Here is a 22509-nt window from a genome sequence, read left to right on the forward strand (position 1 = left end):
GAGCGCCGGCCACCCCCATCGGGTGGCCGGCGCTCGCCGTCTCACGCGGTCAGCCGATCGGCTCGCGCTGCCGCCACGCCGCCCGCACCGAGGTCCGCCCGTTGGTGCGCAGCAGCGAGCCCTCGTAGACGCGCGCCCCGGCCAGCAGGAACCCGGCCGCCGCGAGCAGCAGCAGCGCCAGCGACACGAACGGCTCCCACGTCGCCGCGTCGCCGGTGAACAGCCGCACCGGCATCGCGGTGGGCGAGGAGATCGGCAGGTACGACAGGATCCGCATCGCGGCGGCGTTGTCGTTGAGGAACACCACGGCGAAGAACGGCGCCATCACCGCGAGCTGCACCGGCGTGGACGCCCCGGCGATGTCCTCCTGCCGGTTCACCAGCGCCCCGGCGGCCGCCCACATCGCCGCGAGCAGCAGGAAGCCGCACAGGAAGAACGGCACGAACCAGCCGACCGCCGGCGCGATCAGGCCCAGCAGGTCACCGCCGCCGGTCAGGCGCATCCCGATCAGCGCGGCGGCCGCGATCAGGGTGATCTGCCCCAGCGCCAGCGCGCCCGCGGCGAGGATCTTGCCGGCCAGCAGCGCCCGGGCCGGCACGGCGGCGACCAGGATCTCCACGATCCGGGTCTGCTTCTCCTCGGTGACGCTCTGCGCGATCTGCAACCCGAACGTCTGCGACATGAAGAAGAAGACGAACGCGAACGCGAACGGCACCAGGTAGGCGACGAGCGGGTCCACCGCGTCCGGGTCCAGCAGCTTCACCTGCGGTGCCGCGCTGAGCGCGGAGACCACGTCGTCCGGGGCCCGCTCGTCGGCGACCACGACCGGACCGGTCACCACCGCGGCGTCCGCGTCGCCGTCGCGTACCGCCTGCTCGGCGGCGCCGTCGTCGGCGACCAGCACGACGTCCAGCCCGGCCGCGCGCAGCGGTTCGGCGCCGGCGGCGGTCACCGCCACTGTGGACGGGCCGCTGCTCAGCATCGCCGGCACCACTGTGGCGACGACGGCGAGCAGCAGGAAGATCAGCGTGCTGTAGAGGAACGTCTTGTCGCGGACCTTGACCTTGATCTCGCGGGCGGCGACCAGCCGGGCGGCCTGGAACGTGTTCACTGGTTGACCTCTCGGAAGATCTCGGCGAGGGACGGGGTGACCGGGCCGAAGGCGCGCACCGAACCGCGGGCCAGCGCCGCGCGCAGCACCGACTGGTCGTCGGCGGGCGGGTCCACCTCGAACACGGCGCGCGCGCCGTCGAGGTCGACCAGCCGCACGCCGGGCTGGTCCCGCAGCCAGCCGGCGTCGCCGTCGACCACGAGCGAGAACCGGGGCAGCGTGTACGCGGCGCGCAGCTCCTCGCGGGCGCCGGCGGCCCGGATCGTGCCGCCCGCGATGAGCACCAGGTCGTCGCAGAGCCGCTCCACCACGTCGAGCTGGTGGCTGGAGAACAACACCGGCGCGCCGGCGGCGGCGCGTTCCCGCAGCACGGCGACCACCATGTCGACGGCGAGCGGATCGAGCCCGGAGAACGGCTCGTCCAGGATCAGCACCTCCGGGTCGTGCACAAGCGCGGCGGCGATCTGCGCGCGCTGCTGGTTGCCGAGCGACAGCGTCTCCAGCAGGTCGTCGGCCCGCTCGCCGAGTCCGACCCGCTCCAGCAGCGCGTCGGTACGCCGGCGTGCCCCGGCGGCGTCCAGCCCGTACAGGCGGCCGAGGTGGACCACCTGCTCGCGGGGCGTCATCTTCGGGTAGAGGCCGCGTTCCTCGGGCATGTAGCCGAACCGGGCCCGGGCCTCGCGGGTGAGCGGCTGCCCCCGCCACGTCACCTGGCCCGCGTCCGGGGCGAGCACGCCGAGGATGATCCGCATGGTGGTGGTCTTGCCGGCGCCGTTGCCGCCGACGAATCCGGTCATGCGCCCGGCGGTCACGTCGAAGGAGACGTCTTTGAGCACCTGACGGCCGCCGAAGCTGCGGTCGACGCCGTCGAGGCGGAGCACGCTGGTCATGATCCCGACGCTACGGCCGGTCCTCACCCCCGTCGTCCCACCACGGAGCGATCACGGGGTCCGTCGCACGGCGGACGGGCGTCATCCGCCGGGTCGCACCACCCCGTGCTCGTACGCGAACACCACCGCCTGCACGCGGTCGCGCAGCCCGAGCTTGGCCAGCACGCGGCTGACGTGGGTCTTCACCGTCGCCTCGCCGACGCGCAGGGCGTCCGCGATCTCGGCGTTGCTCGCACCGCTCGCGACCAGCTCCAGCACCTCCCGCTCACGCGGGGTCAGATCCGCCGTCGCCGCGTCGTGGCGGGGGTCCGGCGGCGCCGCGCCGGGACGGGCGAACGTGGAGATCACCCGCCGGGTGAGCGCCGGCGCGATGAGTCCCTCGCCGCGCGCCACCACCCGGACCGCCTCGACCAGATCCTCCGGCGTGCCGTTCTTGAGCAGGAAGCCGCTCGCCCCGGCGCGCAGCGCGGCGAACAGGTAGTCGTCCCTGTCGAACGTGGTGAGGATCAGCACCGCCGGTCCGCCCGGCGTCGTGTCGCCGGTGATCCGGCGGGTGGCCTCCAGCCCGTCGAGGACCGGCATCTCCACGTCCATCAGCACCACGTCCGGCCGCAGCGCGGACGCCATCGACACGGCGCGCTGCCCGTCGGCGGCCTCGCCGACCACCTCGATGTCGTCCTCGACCTCCAGGATCACCCGGAAACCGGTCCGGACCAGGTGCTGGTCGTCGACGAGCAGCACCCGCACCGGCGCGCTCACGCGGCCCGCCCGGCGGCCTCGACCGGCAGCGGCATGCGGGCCCGGACCCGGAACCCGCCGCCGGGGCGCGGCCCGGCCTCCACCTCACCGCCGTGCGCGGCGACCCGTTCCCGCATGCCGATCAGGCCCAGCCCGGCCCCGGCCGCCGGCTCGCCGCCCTGTCCGTCGTCGCTCACGTCGATCTCCAGTTCCCTCGCCAGATAGCGGATCCGCACGTCCAGCGTGGTGGCGTGGGCGTGCTTGACCACGTTCGTCACCGCCTCCTGCACGATCCGGTACGCCGCCTGCGACACCGAGCGGGGCAGCGGCGCCGGTTCCCCGTACACCCCGAGTTCGGCCCGCAGCCCGGTGTCCCGGGCCCGGTCGACGAGCGCGGCGACCTGGTCGATGCCGGCGGTGTCCTCCGGGGCGGCGGCCGCGCCGGCCGCGGCGTCCGGGTCGCGCAGCACGCCGAGCATCCGGCGCAGCTCGTCGACCGACGTGCGGGCCGTCTCCTCGATCGCGGCCAGGGCGGTCCGCGCCTTGTCCCGGTCCCGGTCGAACACGCGCCGGCACGCGGCGGCCTGCACGCCCATCACCGACACGTGGTGGGCGACCACGTCGTGCAGCTCGCGGGCGATGCGGACCCGCTCGCCCATCACCGCGCGCTCGCGCGCCTCGACCTGCGAGCGGCGCAGTTGCTCGGCCTGCTCCCGCAGTTCGTACCGGCGGCGCGCGGCCACCCAGGCGGTCTGCCCGGAGTAGTAGGCGAACCCGAAGAACAGCACGTTGTAGAGCACGCCGTTGACCACGGCGGCGAGCACCGGCGGCACCGGGCCGGCGGCGTCGGCGAAGGAGGCAGCGGAGATCTGGTCGGCCCGCAGCGCGAGGGACAGCGCGAGCCAGCCGAACATCGCCACGATGATCCCGGCCCGCAGCCGCCCGGCCAGCCGCCGGTCGGTGCCCCACGCGCCGAGCGTGAACAGGGCGGCGAACAGCGCGCCCGACGGCAGCTGCGCCAGCGGGACCGCCCGCGCCTGCCCGGCGACGAAGGCGACGGCGACGATCACCGCGACGGTGGCGGGCCACCGCCGCCGCACGGCCAGCGGGGCGGTCACAGCGACGGTCCACCAGACCTGCTCGGCCACGCTCGGCGGCGGCCCGAGCAGGAAGGCCCCGGTGCTGTACGCCAGGGTCAGCTCGAACAGGGCCAGCACGGTGACCGCGAGCCCGACCCAGAGGTCGGCGCGGTACTGCGCGGCCGTGGGAGCCGGCCGGCGCCAGGCGGTGGTGGGTGCGGTGCTCACCGTACGACCATGCCACCGGCCGGGCCGCCGTGGTGCCCGGGGCGTAATCGGGTGGGCCGGACGACAGCCGCGACGTAGCCTGCCGGGGTGTTCGTGCCCGATCTGCCGATACGCACCGAGCGGCTGCTGCTGCGCGCCTTCACCGCCGGTGACCTGGCGGTGCTCCGGGACTACCGGGGCCGCCCGGAGGTCACCCGCTACCTCTACCACGAGCCGTACGACGACGCCGCCGCCCGCGCGGCGATCGACCGGCTGGTCCGGCGGACCGCGCTGTGCGCTCCCGGCGACGTGCTCAACCTGGCGGTGACGCTGGGGGACACCGGCGAGTTCGTCGGCGACGTGCTGCTGAGCTGGACCAGCGGCGAGCACCGGCAGGGCGAGATCGGGTACGTCGCGCACCCGGCGCACACCGGCCGGGGGTACGTCACCGAGGCGGCCCGGGAGATGCTGCGCGTCGGATTCGACGGGCTGGGGCTGCACCGGATCGTCGGCCGGCTGGACGCCCGCAACACCGCCTCGGCCCGGGTGCTGGAGCGGCTCGGCATGCGCCGGGAGGCGCACCTGCGGGAGAACGAGTTCGTCAAGGGGGAGTGGACCGACGAGGTGGTCTACGCGCTGCTGGCCCGCGAGTGGCGGGCGGCGGCCTGAGCGACGGCGGAGGCGGGCCCGGCGCGACGACCGGGGCCCGCCACTCCTCAGCAGCAGCAGCCCTGCCGGAACGACCGCTCGACGTACGACGCCAGACCGGCGGAGTAGAAGCCGACGCCGGGCCGGATCGGGTGGTCGCTGAACAGCTCGACCCGCGACCCGAACCGGACCAGGTACGCCTCGGCGTCACCCGCGTCGTTGCGGATCATGCTGCCGCGCGGCCCGTAGATGCGCTCCAACTCGGCGAAGGACATCCCGACCGACCCGCCGGCCGGGGAGCGCGGCGGGGCGGTGGCCGTGCCCACCGAGACGAGCCGGCCGTCCCGGAAGGTCAGCATGATCGCCCCGGCCCAGGAGCCGGTGACGCCGGCGTGCACGATTCCGGGACAGCCCGGCGCGGTCCAGTCGATCAGCCCGGCCGCGACGAGCCGGTCGAGCCGGACGCCGATCCGGTACGGCCCGGCGCCACGGACGCTGAGCACCTCGTTCTCCGCGACGGTCGACCGGACGCGGGCCGGCGTGTCGTCGCCGTGGCCCGCGGTCGCCGGGTGCGCGGGCGCGGCGGAGGCGGCCGGCGCGCCGGCGGTGACCGGGACGGTCCCGGCCAGCGCCAGCAGACCGGCGAGGATGGTGGACGGGAGACGGTTCATGGTGGATCTCCTTCGGTCGGGTTCTCCTGTCCTGTTGGTCTCCGGCCGGCCCGGTTCGGTTCGGTGGATCGTCTACCGTCGACGTGACGGCGGCCGTGGTGGCGGTCCCGGAGGTGATGCGGATGATCACGCCGGCGCGGATCGGGGCGTACCGGGTGGAGCGTCTGCTCGGGACGGGGTCCTTCGCCACGGTCTGGCTCGCGTACGACCCGGCCCTGGCCGACCGGGTGGCGGTCAAGGTCCTGGCCGAGAACTGGAGCCACGACCTGCGGGTGCGGGAACGGTTCCTCGACGAGGCGCGGCTGCTGCGGCGGCTGGACGACGACCGCCTGGTCCGGGTGCACGCCGTGGGTGAGTTGCCCGACGGCCGTCCGTACGCCGTGCTGGCCTGGGCGGACGGCGGCAGCCTGCGGGACCGGCTGGCCCGCGGTCCGCTGCCGGTGGGACGGGCGCTGACGGTGCTCGACGAGATCGCGGCGGGAGTGGCGGTGCTGCACCGGCACCGGGTGGTGCATCGTGACCTCACGCCGAGCAACGTCCTGTTCCACTCGGCGCCCGGCGGCGACCGGGTGCTCGTCGCCGACCTCGGGCTGGCCAAGGCGCTCGCCTCCGCCTCCGGGCTGACCGCGCGGGCCGGCACGCCCGGCTACATGGCGCCCGAGCAGGACGATCCGCTCGCCGTGCTCGACACCCGCGCCGACGTGTTCGGGCTGGGCCGCCTGGGGCTGCGGTTGCTCGGCCGGGAACGTCCACCGGGCGGTGCGGCCGACGGCCGGACGGCCGCCTCGCGGCTGCGTGCCGGGGTCCCGGCCGCCGTGGACACGGTGCTGCGGACCGCCACCGCCGTGCGCCCCGCCGACCGCTACCCGGACGCGGACGCGTTCCGGCAGGCGCTGCGGCGCGCGGTGGCAGGCGTGCCCACGGGTGACGACGCGCGGCGCGCGGTGGCAGACGCACCCGCGGGTGGCGGCGCGCGGCGCGCATCCCGGCGACGCCTGGTCCCCGCCGTTGCGGCGGTCGTGGTGGCGCTCGCCGTCGCCGCCACGTGTGCGGCGGACGCGGTCCGCCCCGCCCCGGCCGGTGCGGTGGGCCGCAGCGGGCCGCTGACAGTGGTCCTGCCGGTCGGCTGGCGGGCCGAGGGGACCGGCTGGGCGGGACGGTACGGCGATGACGGCGACCTCGAACCGGCGCTGGTGATCTCCCCGGACCCGGAGGGCTGGGCGGCCGACCCGGCGCTGCCCGGCGCGTTCGTCGGCCTCTCCACCGGTGCGGAGGGCCGGGCCGGTCCGGCGGCCTTCCTCGCCGGACGGGCCCACGGGGACTGTGCCGCGGCTGCGCCACGTCGCAGCCGGCCGGGGGGCGTGGAGTGGACGGTCGTCACGTACACCTGCCCCACCGGCCGCCCGGTGATCGTCGAGGCGGCCGCGCCGGCCACCGGCCGGGCCGGTCTGCTCTACGTCCAGCTCGTGCCGCCGCCGGACGTGGGCGCGGACTTCGTCGACCGCGTGCTCGCCGGGGTGCGGGCCGGGTAGGCGGCGCGGTCAGACCACCACCACGGTGATCGGGTACGCGCGGCCGTCCTGCGGGACGGTGACCACCACCGTGCCGGTGCGCACGAACCGGATGTCCACCACACCGGCCTCGTAGCTGCGCGAGACCAGGTCCTCGCGGTCCACTGTGACCTCACCCGGCCCGATCCCCGTGATGCGCAGGATCCCGCCGGCGGCGAAGCAGAGGGACTTCAGCAGTGCCAGCTCGGTCTCGGCGAGCACCAGGTCGTAGCGGACCGGGCCGAAGCACGCGGCCGGGGCCGTGGTGCGTACCGACGGGGTGGGCCGGGTGGCCGGGGGCACGACCGGCGGTCGTGACCGCGTACCCGGGCTCGTCGGCGCGGCCCTCGACGATGCCGGGACCGGGGTGCTCGCGCCCCGCGGAGCCGGGGTGGGGCCGGGCGAGGTCGCGGCGGTGGGTGGCGCGACGGCGACGGCGCTGGTCACCGCCGGCCGTACCGGCAGCGGCGAGACCGGGCGGTCGGCGCAGGCGGGCGCCCCGGCGAGGGCGACGAGGGCGACGACCGCGAGGCGGCGCCGGCGGCGGGCCGGGTCACGCATCGGACAGCCGCGCCCGGAGCTGCCGGCGGGCCTCGTGGATGCGGGACTTCACGGTCCCCTCCGGCACGTCGAGCAGGCCGGCGATCTCCCGGTAGCTCAGCCCGAGCACGTCGCGCAGGGTCACCGCCTCAGCGAGGTCCGGCGGGACCGCGTCGAGCGCGTCGAGCAGGTCGAGCCGGGTGCCGGCGACCACGCTGGTCCGGCGCGGGTCGGGCCGGTCCGGCAGCGGGACGCCGCCGGCCTCCCGCTGCCACCGTCGCCGCAACGTGCGGTAGGTGGAGCGGGCCCGGTTGGCGGTGACCCGGTAGAGCCAGGTGTCAAACGACGAGCGGCCCTCGAACCCGGTGATCCCGTGGGCGAGCGCGAGCAGAGCGTCCTGGCAGGCCTCCTCGGCGTCCTGCCGGTGGGGCAGCAACCGGGCGCACTGCCGCAGCACCTCCGGCCGTACGGCGGCCAGCAGGGCGTCGAGGGCCTCGCGGTCGCCGCGTGCCGCCGACCGGGCCAGCTCGTCCGTGCCGTCGGGGAGGGGCATCAGGGCGTCCCAGTGCTCGCCGGTGGTCCTGCCACCAGGCTATGCCCCGGGAGGCGGTGCCGCCCCGGCTGAGTCGGGCAGCCGACGGCGTCCCGCCCCGGCGCCGACGGCACCGGGGCGGGAAGGGGAGCCGGTCCGGCGGCCTCTCGACCGCCGGACCGGAGCCGTGCGTCAGCGGGCGGCGCGGGCGGCCTTGACCGCGCTGTCGGCCACGTCCCAGATCGTGACGAGCACGACCACTGCGGCGGCCACCCGGGCGACCTGGTCCGTGCCGCCCTCGCGCAGCCAGGCGAACCGCTCGACCAGCTCCGGGTTGAGCAGCCGGTCGGTGGCGAGCAGCCAGAGCACCGGGGCGGCGAAGGCCACGCCGAGCACCGCGTTGACCGCCACCAGCGGCCAGGTCCACCGCCCGGACCGGTACTTCGCGATCTCCAGGCCGACGGTGGCCAGCAGCACCACGATCAGGGCCGGCAGCCAGAAGCTCCAGAGAGCCGGGTCGAGCACCGCCATCCGGGAACCGTCGTCGGTGGTCCAGCGCTGGAAGTGCTGACCGATCAGGCCACCGACGGTGGCGAGCAGGAACACCACCGAGGCGATGCTGTCGGAGTGGCTGATCTGCCGCTCCCGGGTCTCCTCGGGGAGCTGGTCGACGGTCCACTCGGGCAGGCCGAGCGGGGTCCGGGTGCGTTCCAGCACGGCGAACACCAGCGTGACCCAGAACGCGATCTGCACCGCGGTCTGCATCGCGGCCACGATCGCCGTGCCGATCGCCGCGCCGGGCTCGCCGTCGAGCAGCGCCTTGGCGAGGCCACTGAGCACGCCGACGATCGCCGGGATCCACGTGAGCAGCAGCCGCAGCAGCCGCCACCACATCAGGTAGTAGCGCGGGCCGATGAGCTGCAGCGTGCGGTCGCTGTAACGGGCCGCGAGCTGCTCGGGGTTGCCCAGCTCGGTGAGCACCTCGCGCTCGGCGGAGGCGTGGTCCTGTCCGCCGGAGGTCCGGTCGTCGATCATGTCGGCGATGGAGCCGCGCAGCTCCTCGGCGAGTTCCAGGCGGCGCTGCGCGGGCACGGAACGCATGGTGGCGGCGACGTAACGGTCGGTCAGGGAACTCATCGTTCCGCTCCTTCGATCAGTTCGGTGACGGACGACCGCACCGCGGTCATGTCGTCGAGCAGGCGGTTCAGGACGTCCTGGCCGTCGTCGCTGGTCCGGTAGAACTTGCGCGGCCGGCTCTCCTCGGTGTTCCACTCGCTGGTCAGCAGGCCCTGGTCCTCCAGCCGGCGCAGCAGCGGGTAGAGCGTGTTGGCGTCGACCGCGAAGCCGTGCGCGGCCAGCCGTTGCAGCAGTGCGTATCCGTAGTCGGGGCGGCGCAGGGCGACCAGGCTGGCCACCACGACAGTGCCGCGTCGTAGCTCCTGGAGATGGGTCCGGAGGACCTCGTCGCTGACCATGCTCAACACGATAGTGTGTGCCACACACTATTGCAACAGCGAAGAACACCGCGTGCCGCACACCGGCCACTCGGAGAGACCCGGACCACCCTCGGCGCGGACGGTGGAGCCCGCACGATCACCTCGGTAGGGTGGGTCGGTCGACTCCGACGCAGCTTGATCCACAACCCGGGGGGCGCCACGCATGGGCGATTCGTTCGCGCATCTGCACGTACACACCGAGTACTCGATGCTCGACGGGGCGGCCCGGCTCAAGGACCTCTTCGCCGAGGCGGCGCGGCTCGGCATGCCGGCGGTGGCGATCACCGACCACGGCAACATGCACGGCGCGAACGACTTCTACAAGCAGGCCATGGACGCCGGGGTGAAGCCCATCCTCGGCGTCGAGGCGTACGTCGCGCCGGAGTCGCGCTTCCACAAGGCGCGGGTCAAGTGGGGCCGCCCCGAGCAGAAGAGCGACGACGTCTCCGGCAACGGCGCGATCACCCACATGACCATGTGGGCGAAGAACCGCGACGGCCTGCACAACCTGTTCAAGCTCAACTCGCGCGCCTCCATGGAGGGCCACTACGTGAAGTGGCCCCGGATGGACATGGAGCTGATCGCCGAGCACGCCGAGGGCATCATGGCCACCACCGGCTGCCCGTCCGGCGCGGTGCAGACCCGGCTGCGGCTGGGCCAGTTCGACGAGGCGCTCAAGGTCGCCGCCGCGTACCAGGACATCTTCGGCAAGGACAACTACTTCCTGGAGATCATGGACCACGGCCTCGACATCGAGCGCCGGGTCCGCGAGGGGCTCACCGAGATCGCCCGCAAGCTCGACATCCCGCCGGTGGTCACCAACGACTCGCACTACACGCACGAGGCGCAGGCCGAGGCGCACGACGTGCTGCTCTGCGTGCAGACCGGCAGCAACGTCGCCGACCCGAACCGGTTCCGCTTCGAGGGCGGCGGCTACTTCGTCAAGTCCGCCGACCAGATGCGCGCCGTCGACTCCTCCGAGCTGTGGCAGCAGGGCTGCCGCAACACGCTGCTGGTGGCCGAGAAGGTCGACCCGGCGGGCATGTTCACGTTCCACAACCTGATGCCGCGGTTCCCGATCCCCGAGGGCGAGACCGAGGAGTCCTGGTTCCGCAAGGAGACCTTCGCCGGGCTCAAGCGCCGGTTCCCCGACGGCATCCCCGAGGGCCACGTCGTCCAGGCCGAGTACGAACTGGGCGTCATCATCCAGATGGGCTTCCCGTCGTACTTCCTCGTGGTCGCCGACTTCATCCAGTGGGCCAAGAGCCAGGGCATCGCGGTCGGCCCCGGGCGTGGTTCGGCGGCCGGCTCGCTCGTGGCGTACGCGCTGGGCATCACCGACCTCGACCCGATCCCGCACGGCCTGATCTTCGAGCGGTTCCTCAACCCCGAGCGCGTCTCCATGCCGGATGTCGACATCGACTTCGACGAGCGCCGGCGCGGTGAGGTCATCAAGTACGTGACCGACAAGTGGGGCGAGGACAAGGTCGCGCAGATCGCCACGTTCGGCACGATCAAGGCGAAGGCCGCGATCAAGGACTCGGCCCGGGTGCTCGGCTACCCGTACGCGGTCGGCGACCGGATCACCAAGGCCATGCCCCCGGCGGTGATGGGCAAGGACATCCCGCTGTCCGGCATCTTCGACCCGAAGCACCCCCGCTACGCCGAGGCGGGCGAGATCCGCGGCCTCTACGAGTCCGACCCGGACGTCAAGAAGGTCATCGAGACCGCCAAGGGCATCGAGGGCCTGATCCGGCAGACCGGTGTGCACGCCGCCGGCGTCATCATGTCCGCCGAGCCGATCATCGAGCACATCCCGCTGATGCGGCGCGACTCCGACGGCGTCATCATCACGCAGTTCGACTACCCGACCTGCGAGTCGCTCGGGCTGCTGAAGATGGACTTCCTCGGCCTGCGCAACCTGACGATCATCGACGACGCGGTGAAGAACATCCAGCTCAACCACGGCCGGGAGCTGGACCTGCTCGGCCTGCCGCTGGACGACAAGCAGGCGTACGAGCTGCTGGCCCGCGGCGACACGCTCGGTGTGTTCCAGCTCGACGGCGGGCCGATGCGCTCGCTGCTGCGGCTGATGAAGCCGGACAACTTCGAGGACATCTCCGCCGTCCTGGCGCTCTACCGGCCCGGCCCGATGGGCGTGGACTCGCACACCAACTACGCGCTGCGCAAGAACGGGCTCCAGGAGATCACCCCGATCCACCCGGAGCTGGAGGAGCCGCTGCGCGAGATCCTCGCGCCCACCTACGGCCTGATCGTCTACCAGGAGCAGGTGCAGCGCGCCGCGCAGATCCTCGCCGGCTACACGCTCGGCCAGGCCGACCTGCTGCGCCGGGCGATGGGCAAGAAGAAGAAGGAGATCCTCGACAAGGAGTTCATCCCGTTCCGGGATGGCTGCCGCGAGCGCGGCTACTCCGACGAGGCCATCCAGGCCGTGTGGGACGTGCTGGTGCCGTTCGCCGGCTACGCGTTCAACAAGGCGCACTCCGCCGCGTACGGCCTGGTCTCCTACTGGACCGCGTACCTCAAGGCGCACTACCCGGCCGAGTACATGGCCGCCTTGCTCACCTCCGTCGGTGACGACAAGGACAAGATGGCCATGTACCTGTCCGAGTGCCGCCGCATGCGCATCCAGGTGCTCCCGCCGGACGTGAACACCTCGGCCGGGCCGTTCACGCCGGTCGGCAAGGAGATCCGCTTCGGTCTCGGCGCGGTGCGCAACGTCGGCGCGAACGTGGTCGCCTCGATCATGCGGTGCCGGGAGGAGAAGGGCGACTACGCCGACTTCTACGACTTCCTGTCCAAGGTCGACGCGGTGGTCTGCAACAAGAAGACCATCGAATCGCTGATCAAGGCCGGGGCGTTCGACTCGCTCAAGCACCCGCGCAAGGGCCTGCTCGCCGTGCACGCCGACGCCATCGACGCGTACGCCGACGTCAAGCGCAAGGAGGCGGTCGGCCAGTACGACCTGTTCGGCGCCGGCTTCGGCGAGGCGGAGACCGGCGGCACCACCACGGTCATGCCGGTCATCGGCGAGGGGGAGTGGGACAAGCGCGACAAGCTCGCGTTCGAGCGCGAGATGCTCGGCCTGTACGTCTCCGACCACCCGCTGTTCGGCCTGGAACACGTGCTCGGGGCCGCCGCCGACACCACGATCGCCGCGCTGTCCGAGGAGGGCACAGTGCCCGACGGCGCGGTGGTCACGCTGGCCGGCATCCTCTCCGGCGTGCAGCGCCGGGTCACCAAGCAGGGCCGGGCGTGGGCGTCGGCGACGCTCGAAGACCTCGCCGGCGGCGTGGAGACGCTGTTCTTCCCGAACACGTACGAGGTGATCGGGCAGTACATCGCCGAGGACGCCATCGTGGTGGTCAAGGGCCGGGTCGACCGGCGCGACGACACCCCGCGCATCATGGCGATGGACATGTCCATGCCGGACGTCACCAGCAACCCGGCCAACAAGCCGGTCACGCTGACCATCCCGGTGCACCGCTGCACGCCGCCGCTGGTGGAGCGGCTCAAGGAGACGCTCGTGCTGCACCCCGGCGACACCGAGGTGCACGTCAAGCTGCTCAACGGCGGCAAGGTCACCACGCTGCGCCTCGGCCCGTTCCGGGTCGCGCCGACCACCGCGCTGATGGGTGACCTGAAGAGCGTGCTCGGCCCGGCCAACGTGAGCTGACCGGGCCGAGCGCCTCCGGCTCAGCGAGCTAGACGCGGGTGACGCGGATGGCGTCGGCGATCACGTACCCGGTGCTGCCGGACCACCGGCTGACACCCACCTTGTTGGCGTCCCCGGCGGCCAGGGTGAAGGTGCCCAGCGAGCGCCACGCACCGCCGTTCGCCGTCTGGTTCACCGAGACCGTCTGGTTGCCGCTCGTCGTCGCGACGATGTACGGCGTGGACGTGTTGTAGCCGGCCACTGCCGGATACCAGACCTCCACCCGGTAGGTGGCTGTCGCCGGGATGTTCACCTTGTACCAGGCGGTGTCGCTGGCCGCGACGGGGTTGGCGTACCGGTAGTCGGCGCCGTAGCGCTGCGCCGAGTACGTCGAGGTGCTCCAGTTGGCGCTCGCGGTGAACCGGCCGGCGGTGGTGTTGTCCACGATGGTCGACCAGGCGGTCGGCGGGGGCGTGGTGCCGCCGGTGACGAGCTGCATGTAGTAGGTCCAGTTCCAGTTCGAACCCGGGTCGGTGTGCGTCGCGCCCGGCACCTGGTTGTGCCCGATGATGTTGGTGCGGGTCTTCGGGATGCCGTACTTGTCGCACAGGTACCGGGTCAGCGCCGCCGACGACCGGTACATCGCGTCGGTGTACCAGGAGGCGTTGTCGACGTACCCCTCGTGCTCGATGCCGATCGACTGGGTGTTGTAGGTCCAGTTGCCGGCGTGCCAGGCGATGTCCTTGTCCCGCACCATCTGCGTCACCGCGCCGTCGGAGGAGCGGAGCAGGTAGTGCGCGCTGGTGCCGGCGGCGGCGTTCTGGAACCAGCTGATCGAGCCGGCGTAGCTGCCCTGCATGGTGTGGATGACGATGTAGTTGATCGGGTACGCCGACTCGCGGCTGGAGACCGTGTAGTTGGACGAGTTGGCCGGCACCCAGGCCGCCGGGCCGTAGTCGGTGCTCAGGGTGCCGAAGTCGCCGGTGCCCAGCGGCGCCACGTCGGCGTACCGCCCCCGCTGGGGCGCGACCGGGCGGCCGTCCACGCTGACCTCGCCGCCGGCCGTGGTCGCGATGAAGCCCCGGGCGAGCAGGTCGTACACGGAGTCGGCGTACAGCCGGGCGGTGGCCGCGTCCGCCGAGCCGCCGTAGCGGGCGATCGGGCCGTACCACTGGTTGACGTCGTCGCGCTGCGCCGCGGTCAACCCGGCCTCGTCGGCGTAGGAGCGCAGAACCGCCGCCGCGCCGGCCACGTTCGCCGCGTCCCGGGTACGCAGTTCGGCGCGGCCCAGCCGGGTCCGGCGGGCGGCCTCGTCGAGCGTGCGCACCTTCGGGTTGCTGGTCAGGTGCATCACGCCGTATCCGCCGGAGGCGCTGGGCTCGCCGCCGTGACCGTCCAGGCGGGTCTCGGCGTACCCGAGTGCGGCGAGCAGGTCGCGCGGCACGTCGGAGCCGGCGGCGGCCCGGTCGAAGGCGGCGGCGAGCGGTTGCGCGCCGTGCTGTGGCGCGGCCTGGGCCGGCTGGCCGGTCAGGCCGATCACGATGATCAGGGCGCCGCCGAGCAGGTGGCTCATCCGACGCGAGGGTCTCCGAATCGTCACAGGCACTCCTCGTCCACTACAGGGGGCGACTGTGCTCACGTCGCCGGTTCGCCGCACCCTATAGCGTGACGTTTGTCTATGTCGATACCTTGCACGGACTCTCTCTTTGATGAAGACTTCCTTCAGATGCGGGGCCGGCCCCGTACCGTCGCGGTCTTGCCCGGCGCGCCACGGCCGGGCAGCATCGTGCGGATGCCGCCCACCGACCTGCTACGGATCCGCGACCTGGTGCCCGACTTCCTCGCCTGCGCCGGCCGCGGCGCGCCGGAACTCCCGGCCTCCCGTTACCCGGCCGGGCATCCGGACGTGGCGCGGGCGCTGCGCCGCGACGGTGACTGGTCCGACGCCGCCCGGGTGGCCGCCGTCCTGGACGGGCTCCGCGACCGCGCCGCCGACCTGGCGGCACGAGCCGAGACGGTACGCGTGGCGCTGCCCCACGGCGTCGCGGCGGTGGCCGGCGCACTGGGCTGGTCCGGCGACGGCGGGCCGGTCGAGTGCGTCGTGCTGGTCGGGCTGAACCAGGCCAACGGCTGGGCCGGCGAGCTGAACGGCAGATACGCGCTCTTCCTCGCCGTGGAACAGCTCGGGCCGCCGGAGGACCTCGACCTGCTGGTGCGGCACGAGGCCGCGCACGTGGTGCACGACCGCCGCGCCGCGATCCGCGACTGGCCCGAGTACGGGGTGGCGAACGCGCTGTTCACCGAAGGGCTCGCCACGCAGGTCACCGCGGAACTCGACGCCGGACGGCCGGACGAGGCGTACCTCTGGTTCGGCCGCCCCGGCCACCGCCCCTGGCTCGACGAGTGCCGCCGCCGGTGGCCGGAGATCCTGCGCCGGGTTCGCGCCGACCTCGACGCCACCGACGCCGAGCACCACGCCCCGTACTTCCTGATGCGGGACTCGCCGCTGGCCGGTGACCTGCCCAAACGGTGCGGCTACCTGGTCGGCCTGACCGCGGTACGGCGCCTGCGCCGCCACCACACCCTGCGCGACCTGGCCGCCTGGTCCTTGCCGAGGGTGCGATCGGAGATGGCCGCCGCCCTGACCGACCTCCCCCCACCCCCCTGACGCCCCAACCCGGCCCACCCCGCCCGGCGCGCCCGCCCGGCCCGCCCGGCCCCGCCCCGCGCCCGCCGCGACGATCATGAGGTTAGCGGCGCCTCCGGTCCGATTTGTCGCCGCTAACTTCATGATCGTCGCGGCGGAGGCGCTCGTGTGGCGCGCCCCGGGCTCCGGCCCGCCGCCTCAACCCGCGATCTTGCACCTCCCGCCCAGCCCGCACGGGCCTCGCCTGCCCTCACTCCGCGATCTTGCACTTCCCGCCCCACCCGGCCGGCTCCGCTGCGCGATCTTGCAGTTTCGGCCCTGCGTTTCGCGGCTTTGCACCAATTGCCGGGGCCGAGAGTGCAAGATCGCGGGGCATGGGAGCGGGGGAGCGGGAGCGGGGCGGGGGCGAGGGCGGGGCCACGGGGGTGGGATTGGCGGTGTCGGGGTGGGGGAGGGGGTGGCTAGCGTCGGGCCATGGAGCTGGAGCAGGCGCAGAAGTTGTGGCAGCCCGAGCCGGGCTGGTTGAACACGGCCACCTATGGACTGCCGCCGGAGCCGGTGTGGGACGCCGTGCAGCGGGTGCTCGCCGACTGGCGGACCGGGCGGGTGTCGTTCGAGGTGTGGGAGGAGTCGGTGGACCGCTCCCGGGCCGCCTTCGCCCGGCTGACCGGTGTGGACGTCGCCGACGTGAGTGTCGGCGCCAGCGCGTCGCAACTCGTCGCGCCGATCGCGGCCGGGCTGCCGGCGGGCGCGACCGTGGTGGTGCCCGAGACCGAGTTCACCTCGATCCTGTTCCCGTGGCTGGTCCAGCAGGAGCGCGGCGTGCGGGTACGCACCGTGCCGCTGGCCGGCCTGGTCGACGCGATCGACGCCGACACGGACCTGGTGGCGTTCAGCGTGGTGCAGTCCGCCGACGGCACTGTGACTCCGTACGACGAGATCGTCGCGGCGGCCCGGGCGCACGGCGCGTTCGTGGTGGCCGACGCGACGCAGGCGTGCGGGTGGCTGCCGTTCGCGGCGGACCGGGCCGACGCGGTGGTGGTGGCGGCGTACAAGTGGTTGATGGCGCCGCGGGGCTCGGCCTTCGCCTACCTGGCCCCGGCGCTGCGCGAGCGGATGCGCCCGGACGCGGCCGGGTGGTACGCCGGAAGCGACCCGCACGCCTCCTACTACGGACTGCCGCTACGCCTGGCCGACGACGCCCGGCGGTTCGACATCTCCCCGGCGTGGATGAGCTACGCCGGGGCGGCTCCGGCGCTGGAACTGCTCGCCGAGCTGGACCCGGAGGCGGTGCGCGCGTACGACGTGGGGCTGGCCAACCGGTTCCTGGCCGGGCTGGGCCGGCCGCCCGGCGACAGCGCGATCGTCACGGTGGACGTGCCGGACGCGCAGGAGCGGCTGGCCCGGGCGGGGGTGCGCGCGGCGGTACGGGCCGGCCGGGTCCGCGCCTCGTTCCACCTCTACACGACCGAGGCGGACGTGGACCGGGCGGTCGAGGCGCTGACCGGCTGACCCCGCAACCGGAGAGCGGCCGGGAGCGGCCCCAAAGCGGCGGGAACGGCCGGCGCGTCACTGCGCGCCGGCCGTCCCGAACCGCTCAGCAGACGTCGAAGGTCGCGGACGTGTAGGAGAGCAGTTTCCATCCGCGGTCCGGGCCGAGGGTCATGTCCCACCTGCCGTCGGTCCGGCGACCGAGCTGGAAGTAGTCGGTCGCTCCGTCGTAGGCGTACCAGCCCTCGCCCTCCCAGACGACGAGCCGGGTGGCCGCCCGGGACAGGGTCCTGGCCCCGACGACGCCGTCTGCGACGAGGCCCCGGGCGCTCTGCCACCGCTTCGTGGCCGCCGTGGTCTGCGGCCCGAACCGGCAGTCGACGTCGGAGTGGGTGAGGTAGCCGTCGGCCCACAGGATCATCTGCCACATGGCGACGACGTTGCTGTACGAGCGTGTCGACGCCGAGATCGGGCCCTCGTCGCCCCAGTCGTCCCGCCAGTCGCCGGAACCCGTGATGTACCCCTGACTCACGCTCGCCGAGGCCGGTGCGGCCGAGACCGCGAGGACTCCGAGCATGGCGGCGGCCGTCGTGAGCGCGACGGCCGTGATTCGAGTACGCATGTGCATCTCCTCCGGCTGGTGGTGCCTTTGCCGGGGACACACCTGGCGCCCGTGCCCGGTTGCGCAGAGTCGGAGTCGAGACACAACGCGTCAGGCCAGGTGACCGCCGATCTTCGTGTACCCGCGCAGCAGGTCGCGGGAGATGATCAGCCGCTGCATCTCGTCGGTGCCCTCGAAGATCCGGTACAGCCGGACCTGCCGGTACCAGCGTTCGATCGGCAGCTCACGGGTGTAGCCCATGCCGCCGTGGATCTGGAGCACCCGGTCCACCACGCGGTTGACCATGCCGGCGCCGTAGAGCTTGCCCATCGAGGAGGCGTGCCGGGGGTCTAGGCCCTGGTCGACCGTCCAGGCCGAGCGCAGGATCAGCCAGCGGGCCGCCTCCAGCTCGGTCTCCGAGTCGGCGATCATCCACTGGATGGCCTGGTTGGTGCCGATCGGCGCGCCGAACGTCTCGCGCGTGTTGGCGTGGTCGATCGCCATCTGGAGGACTCGTTCGGCGATGCCGACGGCGTGCGACGGAATGGTGTAGCGGCCCTTGCCGATCCACTCCATGCCGAGCGTGAAGCCCTGCCCGATCTCGCCGAGGATGTTGCGGTGCGGCACCCGTACGCCGTCGAAGATCAGCGAGGCCGGGCCGCCCTCGCCCATGGTCTGGATGAACTCGGACCGCCAGCCCATCGCGCGGTCCACCAGGAACGCGGTCGCGCCGCCGCGGCGGGCGCCCTTCTCCGGGTCGGTCACCGCGACCACGATGGCGAAGTCGGCGTCGTTGCCGTTGGTGATGAACGTCTTCTCGCCGTCGAGGACCCAGTCGTCGCCGTCGCGGCGGGCGCGCAGCTTGATGTTCGCCGCGTCGGAGCCCGCGCCGGGCTCGGTGATGGCGAAGCAGGAGATCCGTTCGCCCTCGATGGTGGGGATCAGGAACTCGCGCTTCTGCTCCTCGGTGGCGTGGAACAGGATGTTGTCGGCCTCGCCGCCGAAGCGGAACGGCACGAAGCTGCGGCCCAGCTCGGTCCAGATCAGCGACTGCATCACCGCGGGCAGGGCCATGCCGCCGTACTCCTCGGGCGTGGCCAGCCCCCAGAAGCCGAACTTCTTCGCCTTGAGCTGGAGTTCGCGCAGCTCGGAGCGGTCCAGGCCGGGCTGGTGGGCGCGCTCGCGGCGCAACACCTCCGCCTCCAGCGGCATCACCTCCCGGGTGACGAACGTGCGAACGGTGTCCCGGATCGCGCGTTCCTCGTCGGACAGTGCGAAGTCCACGGTGCCCCCTCAGGTCGACTGCCTATAAACTAGCGCTGGAAGTTTTCCCGCGTCCAGACCCGATGTCGAAAGGAGGATGATGACCAGGTGCCCCGACCCCGACAGGCCCTGCTCACCCGCGACCGGATCGTCGAGACCGCGCTGGCGCTGATCGACGCCGACGGGCTGGACGCGCTCTCGACCCGGCGGCTCGCCGCCGCGCTGGGCGTCCGCGGCCCTTCGCTCTACAACCACTTCGCCACCAAGGAGGAGATCCTCGACGCGGTGGCCGACGGCGTCGCGGCGACTGTCGACATCGGCGTCTTCGAGAAGTACGACTGGCTCGACGCGCTCGGCCGCTGGGCGCGCTCGTACCGGGCCGCGCTGGCCGCGCACCCGAACATCGTGCCGTACCTGGCGCAGGGGCCGGGCCGCCGTCCCGCCGCGCTCGCCATGGCCGACGCGGTCTACGGCTCACTGGTCCGGGCCGGCTGGCCGCCCGCACGGGCCACCCACATCGGCGCCGCGATGCGCTACTTCGTGGCCGGGTCCGCGCTCGGCTCGTTCGCCCGCGGCTTCGTCGAGGACCCGTCGCTCTACGCCGCGCACCCGCACCTCAACCAGGCCCACCGCCTCGCCGGCCACCAGCGCAGCGTGGACGAGGGGGCGTTCGCGCTCGGCCTGGACGCGCTGCTGCACGGGCTGGCCGCCGAGTACGCGGCCACCGTCGCCCCGCTGGAACGGGTCGGCGGTCCGGAGTAGCGTCGAAACTCCCACCGCTAGTTTCCACCGCCCCCGAAGGACGCCATGGATCTCGCCGCCGCCCCTCCCGCCCTGCTGACGCGCCGCCACCTGCACGTCGCCGGTGACTGGGTCGACCCGTCGTCGCGCGACACCATCCCGGTCGAGAACCCGGCCACCGGGAGCATCGTCGGCGAGGTGCCCGCCGGCACACCGGCCGACGTGGACCGCGCGGTCGCCGCCGCCCGCGCCGCGTTCCCCGGCTGGGCCGCCACCGCCCCCGCGGAGCGGGCTGCGCACCTGGACCGGCTGCACGCCGCGCTCGCCGCCCGCGCCGACGAGATCGCCCGCACGGTGGCGACCGAGCTGGGCACCCCGCTCAAGCTCGCCACGCGCGTCCAGGCCGGCCTGCCGCTGACAGTGCTGCGGACCATGGTCGACCTGGCCGCCCGCCCGGCCGCCGAGCACACGGTCGGCAACTCGCTCGTGGTCCGGGAGCCGGTCGGCGTGGTCGGGGCGATCACCCCGTGGAACTACCCGCTGCACCAGGTGGTCGCCAAGGTCGCGCCCGCGCTCGCCGCCGGGTGCACAGTGGTGCTGAAGCCGAGCGAGCTGACGCCGCTGACCGCGTACCTGCTGTTCGACGCGATCACCGACGCCGGCCTGCCGCCCGGCGTGGTGAACCTGGTGCCCGGCACCGGCGCGGTGGTCGGCGAGGCCCTCGCCGCGCACCCCGACGTCGACCTGGTCTCGTTCACCGGTTCCACCGCCACCGGCCGGCGCATCGCCCACCTGGCCGCCGAGCGGATCGCCCGGGTGTCGCTGGAACTCGGCGGCAAGTCGGCGAACGTCGTCCTGGCCGACGCCGACCTGCCCACCGCGGTCAAGGTCGGCGTGGGCAACGCGCTGCTGAACTCCGGGCAGACCTGCACCGCCTGGACCCGGATGCTCGTACACCGCGACCGCTACGCCGAGGCGCTGGACCTGGTCGCGGCGGCGGTGGCCGGCTACCGGCTCGGCGACCCGTTCGACCCGGCCACCCGGCTCGGCCCGCTCGCCTCCGCCGCGCAGGCCCAGCGGGTACGCGACCACGTCGACCGGGCGCTCGCCGACGGCGCCCGGCTCGTCGCCGGTGGCCCGGACGCGCCACTGCCGCCGCAGGGGCACTTCGTGGCGCCCACCGTCTTCGCCGACGTGCACCCGGACAGCGCGCTCGCCCAGGAGGAGGTGTTCGGGCCGGTGCTCGCGGTGATCCCGTTCGCCGACACCGACGAGGCGGTCGCCATCGCCAACAACTCCCGGTACGGGCTGGCCGGCGCGGTCTGGTCGGCCGACGAGGAGGCGGCGCTGGCAGTGGCGCGGCGGATGCGTACCGGCCAGGTGGACGTCAACGGCGGCGCGTTCAACCCGCTCGCCCCGTTCGGCGGCTACAAGCAGTCCGGCCTCGGCCGGGAGCTGGGCGGGTACGGCGTGGAGGAGTTCACCGAGGTGAAGGCGATCCAGCGGTGAGGGCGCTCGTGGTGCGCGGCCGGGGCGAGACACCGGCGGTCGAGGACGTACGGCTGCCCGCGCCCGGCCCGGGTGAGCTGCGGGTACGCATCCGCGCCGCCGGCATCTGCCACTCCGACCTGGCCATGGTGGACGGCACGCTGGCGCCCGCGTACCCGCTGGTGCTGGGGCACGAGGCCACGGGCGTGGTGGCCGAGGCCGGGCCCGGCACGACGCTCGCGGTCGGCACGCCCGTGGTGCTCAACTGGGCGCCGGCCTGCCGGGAGTGCTGGCACTGCCGGCACGGCGAGCCGTGGCTCTGCGCCGCCAACCCCAACCCGTCGACACCCCGGGGCGAGACGGCCGCCGGTGAGCCGCTTCAGGTCACGCTCGGGCTCGGCGCGCTCGCCGAGGAGGTGATGGTGCCGCAGCACGCCGCCGTGCCGGTGCCGGCCGGACTGCCGACGGAGCAGGCCGCGGTGCTGGGCTGCGCGGTGCTCACCGGCGTCGGCGCGGTCCGCAACACCGCGCGGGTCGCACCCGGCGAGTCGGTGGCGGTGATCGGGCTCGGCGGGGTGGGCCTGGCCGTGCTGACCGCCGCGCGGCGGGCCGGCGCGTCGCCGATCCTCGCCGTGGACGTGGTGGAGGCCAAGCGGGACTTGGCGCTCGCCGCCGGGGCCACCGACTTCCTCCGCTCGGACGACCGGCTGGGCAAGGAGATCCGGGTCCGCACCGAGGGACGCGGCGTGGACCACGCGTTCGAGTGCGTCGGCCGGTCCGCCACCATCCGCGCCGCCTGGCGGGCGACGCGGCGCGGGGGAGCGGTCACCGTGGTCGGCATGGGCGGCAAGGACGACATGCTCAGCCTCTCCGCGCTGGACATCTTCCACTCCGCGCGCACGCTGCGCTCCTCGGTGTACGGCTCGACCGACCCGGACCGGGAGGTGCCGGAGTTGGCCGAGGCGCTCGCCGCCGGTGACCTGGACCTGGGGCCGCTGGTGAGCGGCACGGTGCCGCTGGCCGAGGCGCCCGCCGCGCTGGAGCGGCTGGCCCGCGGCGAGGGCGCCCGCTGGGTGGTCACCTTCCCGGACTGATCCGGCTCGGCCGGATTCGCCGGTGGCGCATCCGGATCGGGCCGTG

The 22509-nt window shown here is 73.6% G+C and carries 20 protein-coding genes; 8 read left to right on the forward strand and 12 right to left on the reverse strand.

Annotation, left to right across the window (positions count from 1 at the left end; genetic code table 11):
• Nucleotides 1–49 precede the first annotated feature (49 nt).
• The 4 genes from ACN27D_RS27075 to ACN27D_RS27090 all read right to left on the reverse strand — a co-directional run bounded on the left by ACN27D_RS27075 (nt 50) and on the right by ACN27D_RS27090 (nt 4046).
• Nucleotides 50–1111 (reverse strand): ABC transporter permease, encoded by a 1062-nt coding sequence (locus ACN27D_RS27075; protein ID WP_252448569.1) that lies wholly within the window; start codon nt 1109–1111, stop codon nt 50–52.
• Nucleotides 1108–2001: an ABC transporter ATP-binding protein gene (locus tag ACN27D_RS27080; RefSeq protein WP_120570564.1), complete on the reverse strand. Its 894-nt coding sequence runs from the start codon at nt 1999–2001 to the stop codon at nt 1108–1110. Before ACN27D_RS27080 ends, ACN27D_RS27075 begins: the two co-directional genes overlap by 4 nt.
• Nucleotides 2002–2082: 81 nt before the next feature.
• Nucleotides 2083–2760 (reverse strand): response regulator, encoded by a 678-nt coding sequence (locus tag ACN27D_RS27085; protein WP_114919987.1) that lies wholly within the window; start codon nt 2758–2760, stop codon nt 2083–2085.
• On the reverse strand, nt 2757–4046 hold the full coding sequence (locus tag ACN27D_RS27090; RefSeq protein ID WP_358172864.1) for a sensor histidine kinase: 1290 nt from the start codon (nt 4044–4046) through the stop codon (nt 2757–2759). Before ACN27D_RS27090 ends, ACN27D_RS27085 begins: the two co-directional genes overlap by 4 nt.
• A gap of 87 nt (nt 4047–4133) precedes the next feature.
• Here ACN27D_RS27090 and ACN27D_RS27095 point away from each other — a divergent pair, with 87 nt between their 5' ends.
• Complete coding sequence (locus tag ACN27D_RS27095) at nt 4134–4694, forward strand: GNAT family N-acetyltransferase (protein ID WP_421500323.1); 561 nt, start codon at nt 4134–4136, stop codon at nt 4692–4694.
• 47 nt (nt 4695–4741) lie between these two features.
• On the opposite strand, the gene ACN27D_RS27100 is transcribed toward ACN27D_RS27095, so the two are convergent.
• Nucleotides 4742–5344, reverse strand: coding sequence for a hypothetical protein (locus ACN27D_RS27100; RefSeq protein ID WP_421500324.1), 603 nt, complete (start codon nt 5342–5344; stop codon nt 4742–4744).
• An 83-nt stretch (nt 5345–5427) separates the two neighbouring features.
• Between ACN27D_RS27100 and ACN27D_RS27105 the strand changes: the two genes are divergently transcribed.
• Nucleotides 5428–6876, forward strand: coding sequence for a serine/threonine-protein kinase (locus tag ACN27D_RS27105; RefSeq protein ID WP_421500325.1), 1449 nt, complete (start codon nt 5428–5430; stop codon nt 6874–6876).
• Nucleotides 6877–6885: 9 nt separating this feature from the next.
• Here ACN27D_RS27105 and ACN27D_RS27110 read toward each other — a convergent pair whose 3' ends face one another.
• From ACN27D_RS27110 to ACN27D_RS27125, 4 genes are all read right to left on the reverse strand, one after another.
• Nucleotides 6886–7455: a hypothetical protein gene (locus ACN27D_RS27110; protein ID WP_421500326.1), complete on the reverse strand. Its 570-nt coding sequence runs from the start codon at nt 7453–7455 to the stop codon at nt 6886–6888.
• On the reverse strand, nt 7448–7987 hold the full coding sequence (locus ACN27D_RS27115; RefSeq protein WP_120570558.1) for an RNA polymerase sigma factor: 540 nt from the start codon (nt 7985–7987) through the stop codon (nt 7448–7450). Before ACN27D_RS27115 ends, ACN27D_RS27110 begins: the two co-directional genes overlap by 8 nt.
• Nucleotides 7988–8158: 171 nt before the next feature.
• Nucleotides 8159–9103 carry a permease prefix domain 1-containing protein gene (locus ACN27D_RS27120; RefSeq protein ID WP_358172854.1) on the reverse strand — a complete coding sequence of 315 codons (945 nt, stop codon included), beginning with the start codon at nt 9101–9103 and terminating at the stop codon, nt 8159–8161.
• Nucleotides 9100–9441: a PadR family transcriptional regulator gene (locus ACN27D_RS27125; protein ID WP_120570556.1), complete on the reverse strand. Its 342-nt coding sequence runs from the start codon at nt 9439–9441 to the stop codon at nt 9100–9102. Before ACN27D_RS27125 ends, ACN27D_RS27120 begins: the two co-directional genes overlap by 4 nt.
• 184 nt (nt 9442–9625) lie before the next feature.
• On the opposite strand from ACN27D_RS27125, the gene dnaE reads away from it, so the two are divergent.
• Nucleotides 9626–13159, forward strand: coding sequence for a DNA polymerase III subunit alpha (dnaE, locus tag ACN27D_RS27130; protein ID WP_120570555.1), 3534 nt, complete (start codon nt 9626–9628; stop codon nt 13157–13159).
• Between the two features lie 28 nt (nt 13160–13187).
• Here the strand turns inward: dnaE and ACN27D_RS27135 are convergent, their stop codons facing one another.
• Complete coding sequence (locus ACN27D_RS27135; RefSeq protein ID WP_374667244.1) at nt 13188–14138, reverse strand: N-acetylmuramoyl-L-alanine amidase; 951 nt, start codon at nt 14136–14138, stop codon at nt 13188–13190.
• Nucleotides 14139–14894: 756 nt separating this feature from the next.
• Here ACN27D_RS27135 and ACN27D_RS27140 point away from each other — a divergent pair.
• Nucleotides 14895–15806, forward strand: a complete 912-nt coding sequence (locus tag ACN27D_RS27140) for a DUF2268 domain-containing putative Zn-dependent protease (protein ID WP_421500327.1) — start codon at nt 14895–14897, stop codon at nt 15804–15806.
• A gap of 453 nt (nt 15807–16259) precedes the next feature.
• Nucleotides 16260–17297, forward strand: a complete 1038-nt coding sequence (locus ACN27D_RS27145) for an aminotransferase class V-fold PLP-dependent enzyme (RefSeq protein WP_421500328.1) — start codon at nt 16260–16262, stop codon at nt 17295–17297.
• 85 nt (nt 17298–17382) lie between these two features.
• Here ACN27D_RS27145 and ACN27D_RS27150 read toward each other — a convergent pair whose 3' ends face one another.
• Nucleotides 17383–17898 carry a peptidoglycan-binding domain-containing protein gene (locus ACN27D_RS27150; RefSeq protein WP_358172850.1) on the reverse strand — a complete coding sequence of 172 codons (516 nt, stop codon included), beginning with the start codon at nt 17896–17898 and terminating at the stop codon, nt 17383–17385.
• Between the two features lie 90 nt (nt 17899–17988).
• Complete coding sequence (locus ACN27D_RS27155; protein ID WP_120570551.1) at nt 17989–19161, reverse strand: acyl-CoA dehydrogenase family protein; 1173 nt, start codon at nt 19159–19161, stop codon at nt 17989–17991.
• An 87-nt stretch (nt 19162–19248) separates the two neighbouring features.
• On the opposite strand from ACN27D_RS27155, the gene ACN27D_RS27160 reads away from it, so the two are divergent.
• From ACN27D_RS27160 to ACN27D_RS27170, 3 genes are read left to right on the forward strand one after another with little or no spacing between them, the layout of a single operon-like run.
• Nucleotides 19249–19902, forward strand: coding sequence for a TetR/AcrR family transcriptional regulator (locus ACN27D_RS27160; RefSeq protein ID WP_302906091.1), 654 nt, complete (start codon nt 19249–19251; stop codon nt 19900–19902).
• Nucleotides 19903–19947: 45 nt separating this feature from the next.
• Complete coding sequence (locus tag ACN27D_RS27165; protein ID WP_421500329.1) at nt 19948–21390, forward strand: aldehyde dehydrogenase family protein; 1443 nt, start codon at nt 19948–19950, stop codon at nt 21388–21390.
• Complete coding sequence (locus ACN27D_RS27170; protein ID WP_421500330.1) at nt 21387–22463, forward strand: alcohol dehydrogenase catalytic domain-containing protein; 1077 nt, start codon at nt 21387–21389, stop codon at nt 22461–22463. Before ACN27D_RS27165 ends, ACN27D_RS27170 begins: the two co-directional genes overlap by 4 nt.
• Nucleotides 22464–22509: the final 46 nt, after the last annotated feature.

This window comes from Micromonospora sp. WMMD1274 (assembly GCF_049179035.1).
Lineage (GTDB): Bacteria > Actinomycetota > Actinomycetes > Mycobacteriales > Micromonosporaceae > Micromonospora > Micromonospora tulbaghiae.